Source organism: Kribbella sp. NPDC058245, from assembly GCF_042882005.1.
In the GTDB taxonomy this organism is placed as follows: domain Bacteria; phylum Actinomycetota; class Actinomycetes; order Propionibacteriales; family Kribbellaceae; genus Kribbella.
The window spans coordinates 182,523-200,420 of sequence record NZ_JBHVWY010000008.1 but is presented as its reverse complement, the minus strand read 5'-3'; the positions used below and the strand labels follow the sequence as shown (position 1 = coordinate 200,420).

The window sequence follows — 17,898 nt, the reverse complement described above, 5'->3', positions numbered from 1 at the left end:
CGCCACACGACCTCGATTTGAGGACAACGGGCGGGAATCCCTCAACACCGTACGCGCCAGGCGCTACAGGGTCCGCCTAGCGCCGCCGGCCCGAATCAGGAAGTTCTTCGAGGTCGGAGACCTCTAAAAGTACGGCGCGGCCTCCTATTAATCACGAACTCACGGCTCCCCCCTCCCAACCGCCGGCGAGATGATCCTAATTCCCGAATCACCACGCATCACCCTCCGGTTCCGCCGCTGCCACCCAACGCGTCGATCGACCCACGTTGCCTCCCGGCAACTGCATCCTGACCAGAACAACATTGCGAAATTACAGACCACGCAGAGTCGCCGCGGCATCAAGCCTCTGCACCGCTGCCACCCGACCATCGACGCGCCGCCTCGACATCCACCACCCGCCGAAGGTCATCAACCGTCACCTTGACGCGATTCATGACACGAGCGTCGTCAGCCCGATCTTCGTCGAGAACCTCGAATCACAGATCCGGGACCTCGGCCCACGGTGGTCACCGTCAGCAAGGACATCAGGAAAAGCAGCGACTTTCCCGGATCTGCTCAACTTGCGGCGGCCAACGGACTGGCACCGGCGCTCGATCGCCTGTGGACCGCCGCCGAACTCCGTGGGGTCGCTGATTCAACTGACAGCTGCTACGACAGACGCCAGCACAAGAAGGCTCAGAATGGCTGCACGGTGCAGACCAAGCTCAACAACGAGCCGCAGAGCTTCGTCTTTAGACCGACGAGTCGGAGGCCAGGAAACGGCCAGTTGTCGCGAAAGCGACCTACAGCACGAGGATGACGACGACGCCTGGTGTGTAGTTTCTGTGCTGCGGCGAGATGTGCCGGAACGTCACCTCTCGCCGAACGATCAGAAATTCGATTCATCTGCCAGTTGCACTAATCCGGGATGACGCTGGCCGACGTCGCCAAGCGCATCAGCCGCGACCCCGTCCATGTCCGTAGGGCTCGTATCAGCCGTCATTGGCCGGGACTGCCAGCGCCCAGGCTTCTTTTCAAGGTGAGCGTGAGAATTTAAGGAGTTCGGACGTGTTGTCGCGCCAGGTGTCATCTGGTAGACGCTGTCCCGAGTGTCGTCGCTGCAGAGGTCGGCAACCTCGCCAGGAATTCTTCCTTCTATTCCCGCGACTTTGTCGTCGCCCCAAACGTCGCACGCCTCATGGCCACGAACTTCGGCTGCGAAGAGCTGAATCACCGGACTCCTGGCCAGGCGCCCGGGTAGATCCGGGCGCCTGGCATCGCGTCAGAAGTTCTTTGTGATCGTGTCACCCCAGTCGGGTCGGTACATCTCGACCCACGACTGGTGATACCCACCCATGTTGCAGCTCACAGTGATCCATGCCCATCCACCGCCACTTGGGACGCGTCCAGATCGAACATTCGTGAATTTGATCTGGTATCTGGGGGTGCCGTTTGCGTCCGAATCAGAAACGAATTTCGCTCCGTCAAGGCTCCCCTCGGCATGAATATGCTGTATGCCACCCACATTGGTGCAGCCAGCAGTCCCCTTGACGTAAACCGTGCTGCTGTTCGACCAGGCGGCAGCTGATTGGGCAGCTGCCAAGGTGCCTCCCAGCAACGCCGCGACGGCGCCGAGCGATGCAAGCGCTTGACGCACACCTCTTCTCTGCATTTGCTTCACGAACCGACTCTCTTTCTTCGGTGGCAGCGCCGCGTGGCGTGTTCTGCGGCAATCGCCTGTTGGTACAAACAGCTTGAGTCGGCAACTCGTTCGGCACCATTAGACCGAGGCTGAGACTGCGGGCGCCCGTTGTACGACAAAGTCGTAGAACTGAGGCATGGCGAGTCACAATCATCCGTATGGATGAAGTTTGGCGGCCACCGCCGCCCGCTGTCGTACCCCGAACTTTTCCAAGATGCGAGTTACGTGGGCCTTCACTGTCGGCACCGTGATTCTCAACTTACTCGCGATCTCGTTGTTGGTGAGGTCGTCGGCCAACAGGAGCGCGACCTCCTGCTCCCGCGAAGTGAGTTTGTCCAAGAAGATCTGAGCTTCGGCCGACGGCCTCAGCAGCAGGTCGTTGATCTCACTCTGCGCGCGCTCGCACATGTCCCGCAATTTGCCGAGCTCACGTCGTACAGCCTCAGGGTCAGGCAGGTCGTTCTCAGTGATGCTGATGATCTTGCTGCGGAGTTGTTCCAACCGGTGGCCGGACGCCTCGACGACGTCCACGACTGACATGGGCCCGGCGCCCGGGCTATCGCCGCCGAGCAGCCTGGACTCACGAGCGACATCTTCCCGTTCACGCACTAGTGCTCTGACCACGCTCTCGGCTAGCCACTGAAAGGCTCGGGCGATCTCCTCGTCGTAGACGCCGGACTCGTAACTCTGCATCGAGGCGAGTCCGACGACCGTCGGTCCGTCAAGGGACGGCTCAAGGAGAGGAACCGCGATAGCATCGCGGGACAGTCGTTCCTGATCACCGAACGAATGCCCCCGGTTGAGCAACCGTCCGTCGTCCATGCTGTACAGGTAGGGTTTCGAGTTCTTCTTTATCCAGGCCGCAAGACGATCCGGTCCATATGTCTGGTGTCCTGGAGGCTCCTCTTTTGGCGTATCAAATATGTAAGGGATGACGAGATATTGGTTGTCACGGAAGAATGCGACGTAGAAGCTATCAACCGGTGCAATCGTCCCCATAGTCACTCGCCACTGGTTGTAGAGCTTGCGACGCTGGCCCGTAGGCAAGTAGCTGACGGTCCGGTAGGCATCACGGAGAATCTCGGCCAGTTGGGGCGAGAATTGGTTGAGCTCGGACATAGGCACCGTCCTCCGACGCTCCGCCGACTTGGGCTATCGGTAATTCAGGATTAGCGTACAGCTATCCGGTCGTGCACATGGTACAGCTTCCGCCGTTGACAGCGATTGAATCGATCCCCACGAAGTCGTTCCTTCGGGGCAGCTCCTGAACGCCGAACACGAGGAGCATGCCGCCCCTGTACTGAGGAGCGGCCGCACCTCGTGGTCCGCGAGCGCCGACCGGGCCGGCAGGCCCAGCGCCTCCTGAGTCTCCTTTGAACTCTTCGAAACGGCTGGCACCGAACCATGGGACTGCTAGCCCGCCGACAGCCCCGGCAAGGACACCGACCAGTGCAACAGAGGACAGCAGCCTCACACCCGCCATGAGCTCGCCCCCTACGCCCGCAACTCTCTTTGAGACGCTGCAGCTCGATCTCCTCCTCCAGATGCGCAATCGAATCCTGCCGCCGAGCCCTCGTACGCCGGGCGGACCTTGCCGGCTCGTCATCCGTCCAGTCGAACCGCAACCCCTCGGATCGAGCCAACTGTGCTCCAGCCGAATCGATCGCGGCATCAAGCAGCTCAATCAGGCGCGCATTCCGCCAACTCGCCGCCCGATCAGACGTTGCATCCGGCCGTACACCACCCACGAAATCCATGGCTCGAACATCGCCACCAACCGAGGTGGCCGGAACCTAGATCATCGATTCCAGGACACGGCCGCAATCACAGCGAGAGCCCAAGATCCTGCTCAGCGAAACGCCCCTGTACATCGGTCTCAGCTCGCGGCGAACGAACCCGGATCGGTTCAGCGCTTGAGTTCGAGTGCCGCTCAACTCCACCGGCCAAACGGCCGGCCGCGGTGACCACGCGGCTGCGCATGGCATCGATCAGCCGAGCCGGCGGTCTGGTCCCCACCACCGACGCGACAGCAGACAGACGGTCAGAAGGCGACCGGTCAACCACACATCCATACCTCGCAAGTACGGCGTACGCAACAGACTCAGCCTCCAACGCCACCAGCCCACGACACCCAGAGCCACTCGACAACTTGTGCATCCGCAAATGAGCAACCCTCATCGGCACCGTAGCCAGCCGTGAAGTCTGGCGCGGCGAAGGCTGCTGCTCCCACGTCTCCATGCCCGCCGACGACTGCTGAGGAACCTAGTCCAGTCCGTCGCAGATCCAGGACCGATCTTCGAGCCACATCGGACCGAACACCTCATTTAGCAACCGAACCAATGTCGCCCCATCGACGAGCTCGAGCCGGCTGTCGTCCGCAGCCGCCGCGACGGCTCCGCGGGTAAATCGGCCAATGGCCACCAGAACGCCTCGACTCGCCCCACTCCGCGCAACAACTCCCTGGAGCTGCCGCGCAATCTCGACACCAACCGCAGCAGTGTGTGCCTTGCACTCGATCTCGATCAGCTCAGTCCGTCCCGGAGACATCCTCCGTGCAACGACGTCACGGCCCCCGTCCCGCGATGGAGGTGTCAGCTGAACTGCGTAGCCCAGCTCCCGATAGAGCGCAGCCACAAGTCTCTCCAGCTCACGTGGACTGACGTCGTACAGCGCGTCCGTGCCCGCCGTCAGATCATCGACGTACCGGGCCCGGATGATCGATATCGCGTCCAGTAGACCCTGCGATCTCCCCTCGGGCCGAATTTCCCGGTAGACGTTGAGGTATCCGGCGATCGCGTGAATGGCCTGGCCTGGTGCATGCGGCAGCAGATCCCGAACCCAGCGAATGCTCGGATGCGGCTTGGCAGCACCGCCCAACCAAAAATGCAAACGCCTTCGATACTCCACCGGCAGAGGCGACATGACAACGTCGTAGTCCCAGTGCAGAGCCTGATAGAGCGTCTCGCTGTCACGCGCGAAGCTGGACTCCTCGAACAGGAAGAGCCGCAACAAGGCCCGAACTTCGTCCTCCGAGCGGGACGACACCGAGCTCAGGTACTCCTGCCGCACTTCAGCCGATGGAAAGCACCAGAAGTGATAGCCAGCTCTGAGCCGGTCGGTCCATTGCTGCACGCTCTCGTCCTCGCCCAAGTCCTGGGCGTCCCAGAAGTCATCGTCGAGCCGCTCCTCGTGCCGTTCCGCTGCCCCTGCTGGAAGCACCGTACGGAGCCATTCGTCCAGCCGGCCGTCCCAGCACAGCCGAAGCCGGTGAGCGAGGCCGGCCTCCCTCAGTTCCTTGACCTGCGCCGCCAACGACATCGTCTCGCTCACAGCCCGGTAGGCTACCGCCGGGTGGGATCCGTTGCAGTACCTGAGAAGACCCTCGAGCACTGGTCCAGCCAGTACTTGAGCTACCGTTTCAAGGCCAAGGCGTCACTGTGGTGGCCCTCGAAAGGCGAGGACATTCGCGTCACTTCGCTGCCGCGCCGCCCGGGCAAGGCGGTACAGATCGAGCTCAAGACGACGACGATCACAGCTGCCAACCGGCAGGACGTGCTGATCGACCTACTGCAGTTGTGGAACTACCTCCAACTGCCACTGAGCCAGCAGCCCTTCTACGCGTTCCCACGACCGGTCTGGTCCGGCGAGCTGCACTCGGCCGCACTCGCCGCGGGCAAGAGCGTGACCGAGCTGGCGTACGGACGAAGCGGACCGAAATGGTGGTTCGCCAAGTGGATGGTGGTTCTGACCGCCGCCGAGATAGCCCGGGCGCTGCACCCCAAGTTCGACCTGGCGGTGCGGCCGGCCCGCAAGAGCCTGGCAAGCCTGGTTCGCTACGAGTTCACCGGTCGCACGAAAACCGAGCTTTGGGGACCGCGACAGTCACTGGCTACTCCGCCAGATCCGGTCGACTGGCGAGAGTTCTGGAACCAGCTCCTTCGCTGCGGCCAGACCAAATGGCCGCAGCTCGTGCGAGTACCGGCGCGAGCCTTACCCACGCACCTGCCGGATTCCATCCCCTCCGAAACCGTCCTGGACATGCTCGCCGACGTGGGCGGCCCTCACCAGCCCATCGACGATCTTGTCGACCTGGTTCCCCACCCCGACGGCGGATTCCGCCTGGGCCGCGAGCGGGCGAATAATGCGCCGGTCGTCATCGAGGGCGCTCCCGACGAGCACCGCCAACTCGTCTTCCTCGACGCCAGCAGTATGGCGTGACTTCAGCCGAGACAGCGGGCCGCGTCCCGTTCGATGTTCATAACCTGCTCGAGCCCTACATGCAGCTGAGCAGTGGTGTGATCCAGTTCGTGCGCTTCGAGTATCAGATTGCCGGACTTGTTTGGCTACACCGGGCCACTACTGCAGCGATCGACGCCGAAGTCGAGAACCTCGCAGCTATCCGAGGGTCCGGCGCACATCTCGTGCCCGGCTATGACGCTGAGTCCGACGACAATCTCGACGATTCGCTCGACCTCCTCGACCAGGACGTGGCGCCGATCAGCGCCGGAACGATTCTGATGGCATGCTGTGGCGCCCTGGAATCGTTGCTGACCGATCTCCTGCCGACGTCCGATCGCATCGAGGTTCGCGGCCTTAGCCGAAAGGTGCAGGCACTGATGGCGCTGTGGCCTCAGCGCGCCACAGTTGAGCACGTGTTGGAGAACACCCGCTGGCTGACACAGCGGCGCAACTCGTTCGCACACCGGCTGCTGGACGAAGGTGGACCTTGGGAGACGAACCCGGACGCTCCTCGATTCGTCTTTGGCGAAGACATGGTTGAAGAATCGTTCGAACGAGTCGGCGAGATCGCAGAAATTCTTGACGTCGGATACGGCCGCTACTCAACGCGTCGCACGACCAGCGCCCAGACGGCACGAGCTGATGAGTGACGTGGTCCTCCTTGACGGATGGCGCTGCCGAGGGCCACCAGCGAGGTTGACATCCTCACGCCCCGCCAGGCGAGCGCACCCAGGACGGAGCGCACTCGGTCGGCGAACGTGTCGAGGGCGAGGTGGCGCTGCCTCAGTTCAGCAGGGTCCCCTTCGCGGTCACCAGGGACCACAAGGTGCTGCCGTAGATATCGCGGACGGCCCCGAAAGAGCATCCACAGTGCCAGGGCGCTCCGACAATTCGGATCCGCGACTCCCCGATGTGGTTGTAAGCCCACCGCCAGGGCAAGGCCGACCCTGTCGGCTACCTTGGCCGTCACGCTTGGATGTGCGACATGGTCGTGCGCGTCTCGCCGACAACCCACGGACCATCTATGCAGCCTGCCGTGGCTTCCGCGCCTCGGCGGCAAAGGGCGATCAACCTCAGCTACTAGTCAGCGGTCACGGAGTTCGGTCGAGCCACTCCGGGTCGAGATTGAGGCGTGTGGTTAAGGTGCGTGTTCGGCCTCGGACACAGCAATAAGGGCTCCGGAAGCACAAGCTTCCGGAGCTTTTCGCATTCCCGTACGACGCTCGCCCCCGCTCAGGGCACGCCCGCTCCTACGTCGCGTGCTCCACCCCTCGCCCCACCCACCCGTTCACGCGGCTACCGCCGCTTCATCTCCAAAAACAATCCCGGGCAACCGTGATCCCCAACCGCCGCCGCTCCCGCCCGCTCCTTCGTCGCGGACATGCGGCACCGCAATCACCCCGCCCATCGCGGTCGGCGACCAAAGTAGTTGACAGCGCCTGTGACCTCACCCACAGCACATCGAGGCCCGGCCCGCGCTGCGAGGTGTCAGCACGGACCGGGCCTCGTAGGTCATGCCTTCACGGCCCGTGAGGTAGCTCGGAGACAAGACCCGGTGGGGCGGCGGAACGGACGCGGAGTGCAGGGGACATCGAGGAGAGGGACCCCTCAGCACGCCCGCCCCGCCGGCCTATGGAACTTCTGACAACAGGACCTCAACCCCGAGACTCAAGGCGCCCCGGACAGACGCAGGGATTCCGGACGTCTTGGAGCCTCGGGCTCCGGCTCCGGCTCAGGTGACAGGCGATCTCGACAGGTCCGCAACGAGGACTCGGGCTTTGGTCTCGCGATCGAAATAGGCTCGCTTCGACTCAGGCACTACGGGATCTCCGAGATGAGCAGCTGTCGGAATCACCACCGCTGGAATCTCGAAGAGGTTGATCGCAGCAACCATCTCGAGAAACGCCTGCGGATCGGTCAGAAGGTCCTCGACGTGCACGGTTCCCAAGGTGAGGCCGTTGCGTCGGGCGTAGCTGGCGAGCGCTTCCTGAGTCCGCGCAACCTCGTCAACTCGCGTCAGCGGATACCTCCGCATGTAGCCCAGGGCCAGCGGGTACGCAGACTGGATGACGTCCGCTCGACGGTCGTTCATCCTCGGCCCCGGACCTCTTCGCGGATTTCAACGAGCATTCGCATGTAGAGCGCAACCGCAACCACACTCAGAATCCAGAACCCGTCGGACAACGAACCCACTCCCCAGACGACGTAGAAGGACGGTCACGGAGGTGAGAGACGACGTGAGGTTCGGATGCTCACCTCCGTGACTGCAACGCCTTTTCTGCGCTACATGCCTGAGTTTGTGATCGTGGGGCCGGTTGCCGGGAGCCCGTCGGGGAGGCCTAGTACGGACCCATCGCAGGGGTCCATCGTGGTCCCCTGCGATGGACTCTAGGTGTAGCGGTTCCAGCTCTCCCCGACCGCTCCGGTCAAGGTGCTGGCAAGACGCCGCGCCAGCTCGGAGGCCACACCTGGGCGTCCGCGAAGGTCCGGAATCACGCTTGTTACCAACTGCAGTTCACGGACCCGCCTCAGAACGTCCCAGGCGGGACACACCGAAACATCAAGCCCATAAGCCTGCGCGAACGCCCGATGCTGCGCAGGATCATCGCCAAACCTCAGTGCGCCGTGTGCAGCCGGAATCAGATCCCACTCCGGCGGGCCGATCGATACCGAGTCCAGGTCGCCGATGACGACTCGCCCACTCAAGTCGTCCAGCAGGTTGCCGGCATGCGCATCGCCATGGATGACCGAGCGCGGCAGTGTCCATTCCGCCGCCTCCAGATCGACAGCCAGCTCACCGCACTTGTCCCGCAGATGATCTAGAACCTGGCCGAGCGCCAAGCCGAATTCTCGCGTCGCCCATTCCGACAGGAAGTCGTGATCGGCACCGGTCAGGGAAGCAGCCTTGGAGAGCAGACCACTGATCTGTCCGAGCGGGTCCCAGCCCGGTAGCTCGACGTCGATTTCAGGGAGAGCGTGTATCGCCCGCAACGGCCCAGCAAGATCAACAGGGTCGTGACGACGCCCTGGCGCCTGTGGCAGCAAAGTCCAGACCGTGGCGATCCAACTGCCCTCGGCAACCGGCTCGCTCATCCCCGGCGCCAGCCGAGCGGTCGGCAATCCAAGCTGCCCGAAGGCGGTCGCAACCTTGGCGACTCTGTCGACCACATCTGAACTCGTGATCGGCGCCATCCGGACCACGACGCCCGCACGATCCAAGCGGAAGACCGCGTTCATCGTGTACCGGAGCAGCACCGCATCGCTCGGGTCAAACCCAGCCGCGAGGCAGATCGCGGACAGCCCATCAAACAGTCGCGCCCGCTCACTCGCGCTGAGAACTCGTCACGCCGCCGTAGGTTAGCCCGTCGCGAGTGCGCCGATGCGAGCGACCACCTCGGCAACTCCGCTGTGAGCCTTGTACGGCGTCGCCAACGCAGCCAGACCACGGAGCCTGTCAGCCGCACGAACAGACGCCGTCACAGTGGCCATCTCGACCGCCCGATGCCCGTACTGCTCAGCCTCGTTCAACTGCCCGTCGAGCATGTAGCCGATCGCAACAGAGATCGCGTCAAAGGTCTGGCTCCTCTCCTCCCCCGCCACCCGTCGACCGAATGCGCTAGCGCCACATTCAATCGCCTGTGTCGCGTACTTCCGGTGTTCAGAATGCGCTGCCAGGCGACCGTAGATGACGCCCGAAATGCCATCCAGCTCCCCAGGAGCCAGCGAGAATCTTGCCCACGACGGAACCGTCGCAACATCGACTCGATCAAGCTCGCCCTCCGCCCGAGCGAGTGCGTCGCACACCAGATCAGCAGCGCCGAGCATCGCGTACGCCCACGCCTCATTCGCGTGCAAGGGCAACGGAGTCGAGGTGCTGACCGCGGCCGGCGTCGACACGACCGCGCCCGGGATCGTCCTCGGCGACGCGATCGGCAAGCCCTTCACCACCGAGCTCTTCGCCGCCGTCGGCCTGCACCGCGCCTGGGACCGCGCGCAGCAGGTCACGGCCGAGTAGAAAGACCGCGCACCGGCCGATCGACGATCGGCCGGTGCCGTACGGATCAACCGAACATGTCAGGCACCGCGTCCCGGGAGGAACTCCTGGAGCTTCGACTTCACGCCTTCCTTGATCACGTCGATCCGGTCGGAGTCCCCGCGCACGATCGACTCCAGCGACTTCTCCAGCTGATCCCACGTCGCATGCGGCGGGATCGGCGGTACGGCGGGATCGGTCAGGAACTCGACGACACAGGGCCGGTCCGCCGCGAGCGCCTCCTCCCAGGCGGGAGCCACCTCTTCCGGCTTGGCGGCGAGGATGCCGCCGAGCCCCAGGCTGCGTGCGTACCCGGCGTACGGGAAGTCCGGCAGCTCCTGGGAGGGCAGGAACTGTGGTGAGCCGCCCATGGCGCGTAGTTCCCAGGTGACCTGGTTCAGGTCGTTGTTGTGCAGGACGGCGACGACGAGGCGTGGGTCGTCCCAGTCCTGCCAGTACTTCGCGATCGTGATCAGCTCGTTGATGCCGTTCATCTGCATCGCGCCGTCACCGACCAGCGCGATACACGGCCGGCCGAGCCGGCCGAACTTGGCGCCGATCACGTACGGAACACCCGGTCCCATCGATGCCAAGGTGCCGGACAGCGAGCCACGGATGTCGCCGCGGAAGCGGAGGTGCCGCGCGTACCAGTTCGCCGCCGAGCCGGAGTCGGCGGTGACGATCGCGTTGTGCGGCAGGCGCGAGGAGAGTTCATGGAAGACCAGCTCGGGATTGACCGGGTCCGCCGAGGTGTGGGCGCGCCGCTCCATCACCTCCCACCACCGGGCGACCTTGCGCTCGAGGTCGTCGCGCCAGGAACGATCGGTCTTCGGCTCGAGCATCGGGAGCAGCCGGCGGAGGGTCTCGGCCGAATCGCCGACCAGGTTCACCTCGAAGGGATAACGCAGTCCGATCATCGTCGGATCCACGTCGATCTGCACCGCCCGCGCTTTGCCGTACTCCGGCAGGAACTGGCTGTACGGGAAGTTCGATCCGATCACCAACAACGTGTCGCAACCGGTCATCAGCTCGTACGACGGCCGCGTGCCCAGCAGCCCGATCGAACCCGTCACCCAAGCGTGCTCATCGGACAGCACATCCTTGCCCAGCAAGGCTTTCGCGACCCCGGCGCCCAGGACTTCAGCGACCGCGGTGACCTCTTCGCCGGCGCCACGCGCGCCCTGGCCGATCAGGATCGCGACCTTCTCCCCCGCGTTCAGCACGTCGGCCGCGCGGCGCAGATCCGCGTCGCCCGGCACCGGAGCCGACCACGTCAGGTCGAGACTGGACGGCACCATCTTGAACTCGTGACCGGGCGCGGTGTACTCCAGCTCCTGAACATCGGAGGGGATCACCAATGCCGTGACAGTACGGCGGGACACGGCGATCCGGATCGCGCGATCCAGCAGGTTCGGCAACTGCTCCGGCACCATCACCGTCTCGCAGTAGTCGCTCGCCACGTCCTGGAACAGCGTGTGCAGGTCGACCTCCTGCTGGTAGTTGCCACCCATCGCGCTGCGTGCCGTCTGCCCGACGATCGCCACCACGGGTACGTGGTCGAGCTTCGCGTCGTACAGGCCGTTGAGCAGGTGGATCGCGCCCGGCCCGCTGGTCGCCGTACAGACTCCGACCCGGCCGGTGAACTTCGCGTAGCCGACCGCCTCGAAGGCCGCCATCTCCTCATGTCTGGCCTGCACGAACCGCGGCTGGTCCCCCGCCCGCTGCCAGGCCGACAACAGCCCGTTGATCCCGTCCCCGGCGTACCCGAAGACGTGATCGACACCCCACTCCCGCAACCGCGCCAGCATCACGTCAGCGACCGTGTCAGCCATGTCTTCGCCCTCTCACGTGGGTAACGGGGTCAGACTTCCGGCTGGACGTCGCCGCGCCACTGACCGGACTCGGTACCGCGGGCCTCGATGAACTCCTTGAACCTGGCCATGTCGCCCTTGACCCGGCGCGAGATCACTCCGGTCTTGTCGGCGACCGTCTCGGCGAGGCCGTCGGGATCGATGTCGATCTGTGCCGTCACCCGGGTCTCCGCGTCGGACAGCCGGTGGAAGGTGATGACCCCGGCGTGGTTGGGGCCGTCTTCGGTCTTCCAGGCGACCCGCTCGTCCGGGTGCTGCTCGGTGATGGTCGCGTCGAACTCCCGCTTCACCCCACCGATCGAGGTCACCCAATGCGTGTGGGTGTCGTCGGTCTGGCGGATCTCGTCGACACCGTCCATGAACTGCGGGAACGACTCGAACTGCGTCCACTGGTTGTACGCCGTCCGGACCGGCACGTTCACGTCCACCGACTCGGTGATGTTGCCCATCATGACCACCTTTACGTGTAGTTGGAGCACGGTCGCGCCGGCCGAGGGGGGATCGTGGCGCGACCGCACGCCCTACCGGTGACCACGACGGCCGCCGCGAAACCACGCGTATCTCCCACAACCGGGGGTACCGGGCTGAGGAAGAAGGTCGAGAGCGGAGGATGAAGCTTCCGATCAGGCAGCAGCCTGGAGCGGGGTCAGCCGATGCCGGAGCTTGTCGAGGGTGCCGCGAAGCAGCCGCGACACCTGCATCTGACTGACACCGACCTCGGCCCCGATATCGGCCTGCGTCCACCCCTCGACGAACCGCAACTCCAGGATCCGTCGCTCGCGCGGGGGCAAGTCGTGCAGAATCGGCTGCAGCATGTCCACAGCCTCCAACTGGCGGACGGCGACATCGTCCTCGTCGGGCATCACCTCGGCCAGGCTGAGCCCGGTCTCGTCCGCCGGCCGGTCCAGCGACAAGGTAGTGAAACAACCCCGCGCCGCCAACGCCTGCTCGACATCCTTCACCTCGAGCTCGAGGAACTCGGCCAGCTCCTCGGTCGACGGCTCACGCTCCAGCGACTGCTCGAGCTCCGGCAACTTCGCCGACACCAGCCCCTGGATCTCCTGCAACCGCCGCGGGATCCGCACCGTCCACGCACAGTCGCGGAAGTACCGCTTCACCTCGCCGCGAATCGTCGGTACGGCGTACCCGATGAAGGGTGTGTCCGCCTCGAGGCGGTAGTTCGTGGCAGCCTTCATCAGCCCCACGTAGGCCACTTGCTCCAGGTCCTCGAGCTCCGCACCGCGACCCCGGAACCGCTGCGCGATCCCCCGCGCGATCTCCAGGTTCAACTCCACGATCCGCTCCAGCAAGACCCGCTGCCGCTCCGGATCCGACGCCGCGGCCCGCGCCTCGAACAGCTCGACCGTCGCCGCCTCCCGGGCGGCCCGATCCTCCGCGACCGAATGACCAACACTCATCACAGAAACCGTCATTTTGACCTCGCGACAACTCGTCACGGCGCGGCACACATCTGAACCGCGGTCAAAGAGCGACTACCTGATACCCACCCGCACCGAACTTATGCAGGCAATTATTTCGCCCGCGCCGGACGGCCCTCGGGGGCCGAACAGGCCGCGGTCGGCTTCTCCGCACCGGCCGCGCGCTGGGGCGCCGGGCACACCGGTCCCGAGGCGATCGGACCACCACCGAGCCGACGGCTCTTCCACTGCTTCTCGTCGTAGTCGTAGTAGGTGTCAACACCACCGACAGTCATCCCGACTCCAGCCAAAACATCGCACTCGCTTCGACTGCTGGCTTTTCAACAGGTGAGAACAAGATTGCCACGCCCATTCGACCCAACGCCAGCCCCCCATCATCGGCGCGGCTGGAAACGGGCGCGCTGGCGCACCGGTGCCCCACCACTCCACTCCGCAATCAATCGTTACCAACGGTAGCGATTGCGAGCAATTACGGAGGGTACCGAAATTCACAAGGCGTGACGATGTTGCGCACGGCAAGCAGCGGGAGCGAAGGGTGAAACAACTATGAGACCTATCGGACGAGCGATCGCGATGGCCGGAATCGTGGCGGCTGTGACCGGCGGCGGGATGACCGCCGCCTCGGCACAGCCCGTCGGAACCCAGTCGGAAGGCGAGGTGTCGTGCGGCTACGTGTACGACGCCTGCGTCAGGCAGTGGTACGACTACGGATTCGTCAAGAACTACATCGTCGGCGAGATCTACTACCGAGGCGGTGGCTACTACTTCTACTGGTGGAACTGACCCCGAACGCCGGCCGCGGCCAGTCCCCCCACCTCGGACTTCGCCGCGGCCGGTCCTCCCAACGGCCTGCTGTACTGCCGCAGCTGTCCCTAGGACCGCGTGCGTTTCCGGGTAACGCAGGAGACGCCGACCGTCACGAGGATTGCAGTGACTGCGACGGTGAGCCACCCGACGCTGTAGCTCAGGCCGGTGGCGCGACCGGCCAGTGCGATCGTGACCGCGACCATCGTCGCAGTGCCGATCTGCGCACCGGTGTTGAGGAGACCGGCCGCGCTGCCTTGCTGTTCGGCCGGCACCGCCGTACCAAGACCGTAGGCAGCAACGGCCCCCAGCCCGTTGCCCAGACCCGCCAGCACCAGACCGGCGAACAACGCTGCCGTCGACAGCCACACACCAGCCACCACGGCGCCGGCGACAATCAACAACAGCGCACCGACCAGCTTGCCGCGCAGGCTCACCCGGACCGGCAAGCGGCCCGCGGACCACGCCGCTACCACGACCGCGATACTGAACGGCAAGATGCCCAAACCGGCCGTCGCCGGGCTGAATCCGCGGGCCTCCTGGAGAAAAATGGTGCCGACGACAACGAAGGAGCTCGTCGTCGCCGTGATGCCGAACGAACCGGCCAGCCCCGCGACGAACGGCCGCCGCCACAACTCGCTCGGCACCAACGGCGAGCTGGTACGACGTTCGCGCCGTACCAGCAGGACTGCAGCGATCACGCCGATCAGGGCGAGCGCGGTCACGACCGGCCACGGCTGGCTATAAGTATTCGCGGCCGCGACGATCGCGGCGACGACCAGCACCTGCAACCCGATCGACTGCGGAGCGAACGCCTTGGGCCGGTCTGCGATCGGTTGATCCCGCTCGACCACGCGCAAGACCATCACCCCCAGCGCCGCGGTCACCACCAGATTGCCCCAGAAGATCGCTCGCCAGCTCACGGCGGAGGTAGTCAGACCGCCCACGAGCAACCCGGCTGCGCCGGCCAGTCCACCGCACGCGTTCCAGGCGCTGAGGACCCGCGCCCGGGCGGCCTCGGACTCGGCCGCGCGGGTCAGCAACACCAACGCATTCGGTACCGAGACCGCGGCGGCCAGGCCTTGTAACCCGCGCCCTGCGACGAGCATCACCATCGTCGGGGCCGCCGCCGCAACGACCGAGCCGACCGCGAAAAACACCAAGCCTGCTATCAGGACTCGCCTACTCCCCAACCGATCGCCGAGGCGTGCGGCCAGGAGGAGAGCGCTGCTGAAGCCCACCGCGTAGACCGGCACCAGCAGCCCGGCCTGCGCCGCGGATCCACCGACATCGGCGAGCATCCGCGGCAGCGCGGACACCACCACGGTCACGCCCATCACATCGACGAACTGAATCGCGCACAGGGCGACGAGCCGACTCCGTGAACTCTCCATCCACCCCACCGTATATTAATGGTTTTAGATTTGTAAACCGTTAGATCTGTGCAGTAGCCTCGTCTTGTGGCGATCGAGCTGACCTGGGCGTGGCTGGAGGGCTATCCCTCGCTCGACCTCGCGAACACCGTGATCCGGCGCGGCTGGACCGAGCACGAGCTGATCACCTCGACCGCCGATCTGGAGTCGTGGCTCGATGCCGCGGCACTGCCCGCAGCGCGTCCACCCGTCGTCACCGACGACGACCTGCACGCGTTCCTGCCACTCCGCGACGCCGCCCTCCGCCTGCTCCGCGCTGCCGCCGGTCACGGCGCCCGGCACCGCGCCGACGTCCAAACTCTCAACGAGCATCTGACCCGCTTCCCGGAAGTCCTCATCCTCGGCGACCACCCCGGTACGGCGGTCTCGCACGTCATCGGCTCTCCGGCGCCGTTCGCCCTGCTCCTCACCAAACTCGCCGCCGCCGTCCGCGACGTACTGATCGAGGATCGCGACGATCTCGCCCTGTGCGACGCCCCCGGATGCGGCCAGCTCTTCTTCCAGCGCCGTACCAACCAGGCCTGGTGCGGCCCCGCCTGCGGCAACCGCGCCCGCGTCGCCCGCCACCACGCCGGACACAGCTAAACCTGCATCGTCGACTCCGGCTGGGTACCGGCACCGTATGACGACGTAGTCGGCGTCGCTGGCTCAAGGCACGCCGTTCGTTGCCCTGTCCGACTTCGTTCCGCTGTCGCTGCACTGCTCACCCATGGTGCAGGCACGCGCCGAGCGCAGTAACCGCCGCGGCATAGCAACTTCGGAGCAAGTTCAGATTTGCTTCAAGACGTCTGCCGCATCGGCCAGCGTGGTCAGCGGGTGATGGTCGCGCGACCACCCCGGCACCGCCGTGAAACACACGGTCGGTCACAGCGCTGACTTTGCGGCGAACCTGTGCCTGACCCGCCGGCGCACAGTCGACCAGAGAATCACCGCTGGGACGGGCGCTGCGCGGATGGCATCGCCTGTCAGTTGCCGGGGGCTGCTGCGGCGGATCACTCGCCACCTTCTCTAGCCGTCGGTGACGTTCAGGGCGCGAGGAGCGGCCGGAACAGGCGGGCTCCGAGGTCTTCGGCTGCTGCCTGGTCGAGTATCTGCCCGGGAACTGCCGGGTGGCTGGCCGTCCAGGCTTCGGCCGCGGCGCGGTCGGTGAAGAAGTTGAGGTAGTCGCAGCAACTGTCGGCCGAGGGTCCGCCGCCGGCATCGGCCCCGATGAACGCCACCGCTCCGGCGGGTTCCCAGTTGGTGTGCCCGGCCGTTGTGGTGACCGTGATCGGGTCGCCGGTGGCGACGTCGGCGGACTCGATGCGGGTGTTGCGGTCGAGCATGGCGGCGATGCCGAGGGCGTCGATCGCGCACATCGCGTAGACATCGACCCGGTCGTCGATGCGGACCCGGTGCCTGGTCGGGGTGGCTGAGAACGGGTAGGCGAGTGCGATCTGACCGTCCGGGGCCAGCCGGATGGCGTCGGCCTCGTGCAACGCCTTCAGGACCTCGCCCGTACTGCGGCCGGTGCCGGCGCTGATCGGGTCGAGGTGGGCGGACGCTGGTGGGTGGCCGGTGGCGGCGAAGGCCCGCAGGATGGCTTGGTGGATGGCCTTCTCGACCGGATCTTGCGGCAGGGCGCGGGTTCGCCAGGCGCTCAGTATCTCACCGGGAACGGTCGGCTGGTCCGCGGCGGTGAGCGCGGCGCGCAGTTGGTCGGCCGATGGTGCGGGAACGAGCTGACCCGCCTCGTCGCGGTAGAGACGGCATGACACCCCACACTCGCACGCTCCTGCGATGGCGAACAGGTCGTGACCGTCGATCAGCAGCGTTGGGGAGCCGGCCATGCCGAACTGCGCAGCCTCAGCGTCATTGTCGATGACACGGGCGCTGACTGGCAGGTCGGTGACTTCGGCCAACCGTTGTAGCAGCGGGGCCAGGTTCGGGCAGTCCGGGACGTGCAGGACTTCGAGCTTCATCGGGTCGCCTCCTGGCGGTGGTCGATCGCGTCGAGCAGCGCGCAACTGCGGTCGGCACGGGGCAGGTCGCAGGTCGCGACCAGGTCGGCGAGCGAGTCGCGCATCCGTTGCAAGTCCTGGATCCGGCGTTCCAGGTCAGCGCGGCGGTGCTCGGCCAGCGCACGGGCTGCGTCGCAGCTGTCCGGACCACCGGTGTCCAGGTGCAGCAGTTCCTCGACCTCGTCGAGGGTGAAGCCGAGTTCCTGGGCTCGTTTGATGAACCGCAGCAGCTCCACCGCCGTGGGCGGATAGTCGCGGTAGCCACCCGGAGTTCGAGGCGGCTGGGTCAGCAGCCCGCGGCGTTCGTAGTAGCGCAGCGTCTCGGGGTTCACACCGGCCTGGTCAGCCAGCTCGCTGGTTCGCATAGCCCCATCCTCAACCCTGGACCCAACTACAGA

At 65.3% G+C, this 17,898-nt stretch carries 18 protein-coding genes; 5 read left to right on the top strand and 13 right to left on the bottom strand.

What is annotated here, in order from left to right; all coding sequences use genetic code 11:
- Positions 1-1,261: 1,261 nt before the first annotated feature.
- The 3 genes from ACFVWG_RS20620 to ACFVWG_RS20610 all read right to left on the bottom strand — a co-directional run bounded on the left by ACFVWG_RS20620 (position 1,262) and on the right by ACFVWG_RS20610 (position 5,011).
- Positions 1,262-1,660, bottom strand: a complete 399-nt coding sequence (locus ACFVWG_RS20620; protein WP_391544938.1) for a hypothetical protein — start codon at positions 1,658-1,660, stop codon at positions 1,262-1,264.
- Positions 1,661-1,831: 171 nt separating this feature from the next.
- Positions 1,832-2,800 carry a LuxR C-terminal-related transcriptional regulator gene (locus ACFVWG_RS20615; protein WP_391544937.1) on the bottom strand — a complete coding sequence of 323 codons (969 nt, stop codon included), beginning with the start codon at positions 2,798-2,800 and terminating at the stop codon, positions 1,832-1,834.
- Positions 2,801-3,943: 1,143 nt separating this feature from the next.
- Entirely contained in the window at positions 3,944-5,011 is a 1,068-nt protein-coding gene (locus tag ACFVWG_RS20610; RefSeq protein ID WP_391544936.1) for a restriction endonuclease, read from the bottom strand.
- A gap of 21 nt (positions 5,012-5,032) precedes the next feature.
- On the opposite strand from ACFVWG_RS20610, the gene ACFVWG_RS20605 reads away from it, so the two are divergent.
- Complete coding sequence (locus ACFVWG_RS20605) at positions 5,033-5,899, top strand: hypothetical protein (RefSeq protein WP_391544935.1); 867 nt, start codon at positions 5,033-5,035, stop codon at positions 5,897-5,899.
- Positions 5,896-6,570 (top strand): hypothetical protein, encoded by a 675-nt coding sequence (locus ACFVWG_RS20600; protein ID WP_391544934.1) that lies wholly within the window; start codon positions 5,896-5,898, stop codon positions 6,568-6,570. The genes ACFVWG_RS20605 and ACFVWG_RS20600 overlap by 4 nt, the downstream gene beginning before the upstream one ends.
- Before the next feature lie 1,082 nt (positions 6,571-7,652).
- On the opposite strand, the gene ACFVWG_RS20595 is transcribed toward ACFVWG_RS20600, so the two are convergent.
- The 3 genes from ACFVWG_RS20595 to ACFVWG_RS20585 form a co-directional block, all read right to left on the bottom strand.
- A complete protein-coding gene (locus ACFVWG_RS20595) occupies positions 7,653-8,012 on the bottom strand; it encodes a hypothetical protein (RefSeq protein ID WP_391544933.1) in 360 nt (119 codons plus the stop codon).
- 296 nt (positions 8,013-8,308) lie between these two features.
- On the bottom strand, positions 8,309-9,157 hold the full coding sequence (locus tag ACFVWG_RS20590; protein ID WP_391545094.1) for a phosphotransferase family protein: 849 nt from the start codon (positions 9,155-9,157) through the stop codon (positions 8,309-8,311).
- 120 nt (positions 9,158-9,277) lie between these two features.
- Positions 9,278-9,520: a hypothetical protein gene (locus ACFVWG_RS20585; protein WP_391544932.1), complete on the bottom strand. Its 243-nt coding sequence runs from the start codon at positions 9,518-9,520 to the stop codon at positions 9,278-9,280.
- Between the two features lie 271 nt (positions 9,521-9,791).
- Here ACFVWG_RS20585 and ACFVWG_RS20580 point away from each other — a divergent pair, with 271 nt between their 5' ends.
- Positions 9,792-9,935, top strand: a complete 144-nt coding sequence (locus ACFVWG_RS20580) for a hypothetical protein (RefSeq protein WP_391544931.1) — start codon at positions 9,792-9,794, stop codon at positions 9,933-9,935.
- Positions 9,936-9,994: 59 nt separating this feature from the next.
- On the opposite strand, the gene ACFVWG_RS20575 is transcribed toward ACFVWG_RS20580, so the two are convergent.
- The 4 genes from ACFVWG_RS20575 to ACFVWG_RS20560 form a co-directional block, all read right to left on the bottom strand.
- Complete coding sequence (locus ACFVWG_RS20575) at positions 9,995-11,785, bottom strand: thiamine pyrophosphate-requiring protein (RefSeq protein ID WP_391544930.1); 1,791 nt, start codon at positions 11,783-11,785, stop codon at positions 9,995-9,997.
- A 29-nt stretch (positions 11,786-11,814) separates the two neighbouring features.
- Positions 11,815-12,273, bottom strand: a complete 459-nt coding sequence (locus ACFVWG_RS20570) for an SRPBCC family protein (RefSeq protein WP_391544929.1) — start codon at positions 12,271-12,273, stop codon at positions 11,815-11,817.
- A 174-nt stretch (positions 12,274-12,447) separates the two neighbouring features.
- On the bottom strand, positions 12,448-13,242 hold the full coding sequence (locus tag ACFVWG_RS20565; RefSeq protein ID WP_391544928.1) for a sigma-70 family RNA polymerase sigma factor: 795 nt from the start codon (positions 13,240-13,242) through the stop codon (positions 12,448-12,450).
- Positions 13,243-13,355: 113 nt separating this feature from the next.
- Complete coding sequence (locus ACFVWG_RS20560) at positions 13,356-13,538, bottom strand: hypothetical protein (protein ID WP_391544927.1); 183 nt, start codon at positions 13,536-13,538, stop codon at positions 13,356-13,358.
- A gap of 271 nt (positions 13,539-13,809) precedes the next feature.
- Between ACFVWG_RS20560 and ACFVWG_RS20555 the strand changes: the two genes are divergently transcribed.
- A complete protein-coding gene (locus tag ACFVWG_RS20555; RefSeq protein ID WP_391544926.1) occupies positions 13,810-14,046 on the top strand; it encodes a hypothetical protein in 237 nt (78 codons plus the stop codon).
- Positions 14,047-14,135: 89 nt separating this feature from the next.
- On the opposite strand, the gene ACFVWG_RS20550 is transcribed toward ACFVWG_RS20555, so the two are convergent.
- Positions 14,136-15,461: an MFS transporter gene (locus ACFVWG_RS20550; RefSeq protein ID WP_391544925.1), complete on the bottom strand. Its 1,326-nt coding sequence runs from the start codon at positions 15,459-15,461 to the stop codon at positions 14,136-14,138.
- A gap of 66 nt (positions 15,462-15,527) precedes the next feature.
- On the opposite strand from ACFVWG_RS20550, the gene ACFVWG_RS20545 reads away from it, so the two are divergent.
- Positions 15,528-16,085 (top strand): ABATE domain-containing protein, encoded by a 558-nt coding sequence (locus ACFVWG_RS20545; RefSeq protein ID WP_391544924.1) that lies wholly within the window; start codon positions 15,528-15,530, stop codon positions 16,083-16,085.
- Positions 16,086-16,525: 440 nt separating this feature from the next.
- On the opposite strand, the gene ACFVWG_RS20540 is transcribed toward ACFVWG_RS20545, so the two are convergent.
- Together ACFVWG_RS20540 and ACFVWG_RS20535 are read right to left on the bottom strand one after the other, a co-directional pair.
- Positions 16,526-17,461 carry an alkylmercury lyase family protein gene (locus ACFVWG_RS20540; RefSeq protein ID WP_391544923.1) on the bottom strand — a complete coding sequence of 312 codons (936 nt, stop codon included), beginning with the start codon at positions 17,459-17,461 and terminating at the stop codon, positions 16,526-16,528.
- Positions 17,458-17,865, bottom strand: a complete 408-nt coding sequence (locus ACFVWG_RS20535) for a MerR family transcriptional regulator (RefSeq protein ID WP_391544922.1) — start codon at positions 17,863-17,865, stop codon at positions 17,458-17,460. The genes ACFVWG_RS20540 and ACFVWG_RS20535 overlap by 4 nt, the downstream gene beginning before the upstream one ends.
- Between the last annotated feature and the right edge of the window lie 33 nt (positions 17,866-17,898).

What these genes read in the sequence shown, in the direction of transcription:
- ACFVWG_RS20615 (WP_391544937.1), bottom strand. Translation starts at nt 2,800, where the DNA reads ATGTCCGAGCTCAACCAATTCTCGCCCCAACTGGCCGAGATTCTCCGT.
- ACFVWG_RS20595 (WP_391544933.1), bottom strand. Translation starts at nt 8,012, where the DNA reads ATGAACGACCGTCGAGCGGACGTCATCCAGTCTGCGTACCCGCTGGCC.
- ACFVWG_RS20590 (WP_391545094.1), bottom strand. Translation starts at nt 9,157, where the DNA reads ATGAACGCGGTCTTCCGCTTGGATCGTGCGGGCGTCGTGGTCCGGATG.
- ACFVWG_RS20575 (WP_391544930.1), bottom strand. Translation starts at nt 11,785, where the DNA reads ATGGCTGACACGGTCGCTGACGTGATGCTGGCGCGGTTGCGGGAGTGG.
- ACFVWG_RS20570 (WP_391544929.1), bottom strand. Translation starts at nt 12,273, where the DNA reads ATGGGCAACATCACCGAGTCGGTGGACGTGAACGTGCCGGTCCGGACG.
- ACFVWG_RS20565 (WP_391544928.1), bottom strand. Translation starts at nt 13,242, where the DNA reads ATGAGTGTTGGTCATTCGGTCGCGGAGGATCGGGCCGCCCGGGAGGCG.
- ACFVWG_RS20560 (WP_391544927.1), bottom strand. Translation starts at nt 13,538, where the DNA reads ATGACTGTCGGTGGTGTTGACACCTACTACGACTACGACGAGAAGCAG.
- ACFVWG_RS20555 (WP_391544926.1), top strand. Translation starts at nt 13,810, where the DNA reads ATGAGACCTATCGGACGAGCGATCGCGATGGCCGGAATCGTGGCGGCT.
- ACFVWG_RS20550 (WP_391544925.1), bottom strand. Translation starts at nt 15,461, where the DNA reads ATGGAGAGTTCACGGAGTCGGCTCGTCGCCCTGTGCGCGATTCAGTTC.
- ACFVWG_RS20540 (WP_391544923.1), bottom strand. Translation starts at nt 17,461, where the DNA reads ATGAAGCTCGAAGTCCTGCACGTCCCGGACTGCCCGAACCTGGCCCCG.
- ACFVWG_RS20535 (WP_391544922.1), bottom strand. Translation starts at nt 17,865, where the DNA reads ATGCGAACCAGCGAGCTGGCTGACCAGGCCGGTGTGAACCCCGAGACG.